We start from the raw sequence: 3,607 nt of genomic DNA on the forward strand, positions 1-3,607 counted from the left end.
TGCCGGTCAACTTTCCCTTCACCAGATCTGCTGCCGCCGCGATCTCGTCGGCGACGGCGACCTCGGTGACGACCAGCTCATTGCCGTGGGCGTCGTGTGCGCCCCCGTAGCCGTGCAGCACGGCGAGTCCTGCTGACCCGATGGCGGTGTCGGTCTGACCGTTGCGCCAGGCCCGTCCCATCGTGTCGGTGACGACGATGCCGACCCTGACGCCGAGCAATGTCTGGAGCCGGCTGCGAAGACTCGCGGCGCTGCCGTCCGGATCGACGGGCAACAGGGCCAACTCGGCCGAGTCGACGTTGGATCCATCGACGCCGGCCGCGGCCTGGATCAGTCCGATCGCGTTCTCGGTGATCAACGTTCGTCCCTTGCGGGCCAAGACCCGAACGGCCTCGGCGTCGACGAGGCTGCGTCGCAGGGCATCCCGTGCCTCGGGATCCGTCGGCGCCGCGACGATCCGACCCTCGCTCTTGGAGAGAACCTTGCTCGTCACGACGACGACGTCGTCGTCGCGCAGCCACGGGGCGGCCGCGGCGATCGCGGCAGCCACGTCGTCGCCGGGCCGAAACTCGGGCAGGCCTGGCACGGGCAGAATCTCGACGGCGGCCGCAGCGCCGTGATCGGCGGTCCGATCGGAGCCCGTCACGAGCTCGTCTCTAGACCCGCGAGTTCGACTCCGCTGCGCACCATCTCGGCCGTGGCCTTCGGGTCGGTCATCAGTAGCGGGATCGCACGGACGTCAATGCCCTCGATCGCGGCGGTGTCACCCTCGTCGATGAGCCAGCCGTCGAGCAAACCCGTCCCGGACCGTGCGCCGAAGTGGGCGCCCACGGCTTGCGATGAGGTCTCCACCCCGATGACGGAGAGGCATTCGTCGGCCATTCCGCGCAGCGCGCGTCCGGCCACGATGGGGGAGTAGCCGATCACCGGCGCCGACGTTGACCGAAGTGCCCCACGGATTCCCGGGATGGCGAGGATTGGGCCGATGCTGACGACCGGGTTCGACGGTGCCAAGAACACGACGTCGGCCCCGGCGATGGCCTCGAGCGCCCCCGGCGTCGCGGTGGCCTTGTCGGCGCCGACGAATGCAAAGTCGTGCGTGGGGATTTGGGCGCGGTAGCGCACCCACCACTCTTGGAAGTGGATTGCGCGCCGACTGCCTTCCTTGGGGGACTCACTCCCGGGTCGCTGCGCTCCTGCCCGCTGGTCCGGTTCGGGATCGGTGACGACGACGTGGGTTTCGGCCCGGTCGTCGGTGGCGGGCAGAAGCCGGGCGCCGGGCTGCCATCGCGCGCACAGCGCTTCGGTCACGTCCGACAGTGGGTAGCCGGCGCGGAGCATCTGACTGCGGACCAGATGGGTCGCCAGGTCGCGATCGCCAAGTCCGAACCAATCGGGCTGCACGCCATAGGCGGCGAGTTCCTCCTTGGCGTGCCAGGTTTCGTTGGCATGGCCCCAGCCCCGGTCGGGGTCTATACCTCCACCTAACGTGTACATGCACGTGTCGAGGTCTGGGCAAATGCGGACGCCGTGCATCCAGGCGTCATCTCCGACGTTGACCACCGCGGTGAGTTCGTGATCACCCGCAGGCCCCGTTGCGGTGCCCGCGAATTGGCCGAGCCCTAGGTACTGCTGGACGCCGAGGAGGAAGCGCGCGCCGCCGACGCCGCCCACCAGAACAGTGACTTTCACATCAATCGACACTAGGCGCTCGCGGTCGAACGTGGTCCACGGCGGGGGCCGAATTGGTCACTTTCGCGACACGCCAGGTAACCGACGCGCCGACATTTGGTCACGAGATGGTATGAAAACTCGCTCCAACGCTTGACCGCCGCAGCTAACGCGTGTCTAATCACATCAGTGTCATTTCCCGGTTCGCATTCGGTTCCAGTGTCGCAGACCGAGATTCGATCACTTGTTCGATTGAAGTGACCGCATGGTTTCGCGGTGGGGTTGAAAACAGGGAACTTCTAAACCAGTGAGGAGGCGGAAGATGTCTTATGAGCGCGTTGATTTCGATCGTGTCATCCGATTCGACAGTCGGATGCTCGGCTCAGTAGGCAACGAACCGCATACCAATACCGGGCCGTCGCAGGGTGGGGTGATTGGCCGTCCCCAATTGAGCGTGGTTCCCGACCGCGCTGGCGATTACGACGAGCCGGCTATCGACGACGAGCAATGGCAGGAACGCGCACTGTGCGCGCAGACTGACCCGGAGGCGTTCTTCCCCGAGAAGGGCGGCTCCACCCGCGAGGCCAAGCGCATCTGCCTCGGTTGCGAGGTGAAGGACGCGTGCCTCGACTACGCACTCGCCAAGGACGAACGCTTCGGAATCTGGGGCGGCCTCTCGGAGCGGGAACGGCGCCGCCTCAAGCGCGGCATCATTTGAACCACCGCTGACCGCGGAGAGGTCAGTCGTCGTCGATCGTCGGGTCGATGACCGACGGCTCGACGCCCAGGTAGGTAGCCACCTGGGCCACCAGCACGTCATGGAGCAAGTCCGACAAGTCGATGGTGTCCTTCGCCCGTCGCTCGATTGGCTTGCGGAACAGCAGGATTCGCGCGCGAGTGGAATTTCCTCGCACGTCGACCCCCGCAGGGATCAGTCTGGCAAGGGCTATCGGCCCATCCGCGATCACCTCGGGCGGCCACTGGATGTTCTCCGGATCCTTCGGTGAGATCCGGGGAATCTCGTCGACTGCGACGTCCAGGCCGGACACCCGGTCCTGCCACTGCCGCTCGATGGGCTCGTACGCCTCGAGCACGGCCATGTCGAAGCGCTCGGCCCGGCTGCGCCAGCCCGGCACCGTGGGAGGCAGTAGCGGGCCACGCATCTCCCGGCGTCCGCGGTGCGCTCGCAGGGGCTGCCGCTCGACCATGCGGTGATCGTAACGGTTGGAGATCGGCCGGTTGCGTGCTGCGCGTGTCGCCGACCCGAGACGTTCCCGCGCGATAGCCTCGTGTCCGTGAACGTTCCCCGTCGCTGCTGCAGGCCCGGGTGCCCGCACTACGCCGTGGCGACGCTGACCTTCGTCTACAAGGACTCGACCGCGGTCGTCGGTCCGCTGGCCACCGTCTCCGAGCCGCACTCCTGGGATCTGTGCGTGATCCATGCCGGCCGGATCACCGCGCCGCGGGGATGGGAACTCGTCAGGCACGCCGGACCGCTGCCGTCGCATTCCGACGACGACGACCTGGTGGCACTCGCCGACGCCGTGCGCGAGGGCCGCGACGTCGCGGTCGGAGCAGCGCCCACGGGTTTCTCCGATCCGGTGACCGGTGTCCGTGGCGGCGCGCTGATGGCGCCTCCGGTGCAACGCGCCGAGCAGAATGGCCGTCGACGCGGGCACTTGCGGGTGTTGCCGGACCCCCTGGATTAGTGGGCGCCCAACCCGCCATGTATTCGAGCGAGCCGCTGCGACCCAGCGGCGCGACCCGGCGGCAGGCAAGAAGTCCAGCCGATAGGCTGGCCCCAAGAGCCCCCTTCGCGAGGAGATCCATGTCGAGGCCCGCTGCGGCTGTCAACCGCGTCATCAAGGCGTATGACGTTCGTGGACTCGTCGGCGAAGAAATCGACGAACAATTCGTGGCAGACGTCGGCGGCGCA

General features: G+C 67.2%; 6 protein-coding genes. 3 read left to right on the plus strand and 3 right to left on the minus strand.

Annotation, left to right across the window (positions count from 1 at the left end; genetic code table 11):
• The coding region (locus tag QOD90_RS25610; protein ID WP_526354366.1) for a coenzyme F420-0:L-glutamate ligase at nt 1-646 on the minus strand (646 nt) is incomplete at its 3' end.
• Nucleotides 643-1,692: a 2-phospho-L-lactate transferase gene (gene cofD / locus QOD90_RS25615; RefSeq protein ID WP_526354368.1), complete on the minus strand. Its 1,050-nt coding sequence runs from the start codon at nt 1,690-1,692 to the stop codon at nt 643-645. The genes cofD and QOD90_RS25610, both read right to left, overlap by 4 nt.
• 427 nt (nt 1,693-2,119) lie before the next feature.
• Here cofD and QOD90_RS25620 point away from each other — a divergent pair, with 427 nt between their 5' ends.
• Nucleotides 2,120-2,389, plus strand: coding sequence for a WhiB family transcriptional regulator (locus QOD90_RS25620; RefSeq protein ID WP_526354372.1), 270 nt, complete (start codon nt 2,120-2,122; stop codon nt 2,387-2,389).
• A 22-nt stretch (nt 2,390-2,411) separates the two neighbouring features.
• On the opposite strand, the gene QOD90_RS25625 is transcribed toward QOD90_RS25620, so the two are convergent.
• The gene (locus QOD90_RS25625) at nt 2,412-2,834 is read right to left on the minus strand and encodes a metallopeptidase family protein (protein WP_526354374.1); all 423 of its coding nucleotides are present in this window, start codon (nt 2,832-2,834) and stop codon (nt 2,412-2,414) included.
• A gap of 132 nt (nt 2,835-2,966) precedes the next feature.
• Here QOD90_RS25625 and QOD90_RS25630 point away from each other — a divergent pair, with 132 nt between their 5' ends.
• Both QOD90_RS25630 and QOD90_RS25635 read left to right on the plus strand, forming a co-directional pair.
• Nucleotides 2,967-3,380 (plus strand): DUF3499 family protein, encoded by a 414-nt coding sequence (locus tag QOD90_RS25630; protein WP_526354370.1) that lies wholly within the window; start codon nt 2,967-2,969, stop codon nt 3,378-3,380.
• Between the two features lie 119 nt (nt 3,381-3,499).
• On the plus strand, nt 3,500-3,607 hold a 108-nt coding region (locus QOD90_RS25635), incomplete at its 3' end, for a hypothetical protein (RefSeq protein WP_526354376.1).

Origin of the sequence: Mycobacterium sp., assembly GCF_032161845.1 — a bacterium.
GTDB lineage: Bacteria > Actinomycetota > Actinomycetes > Mycobacteriales > Mycobacteriaceae > Mycobacterium.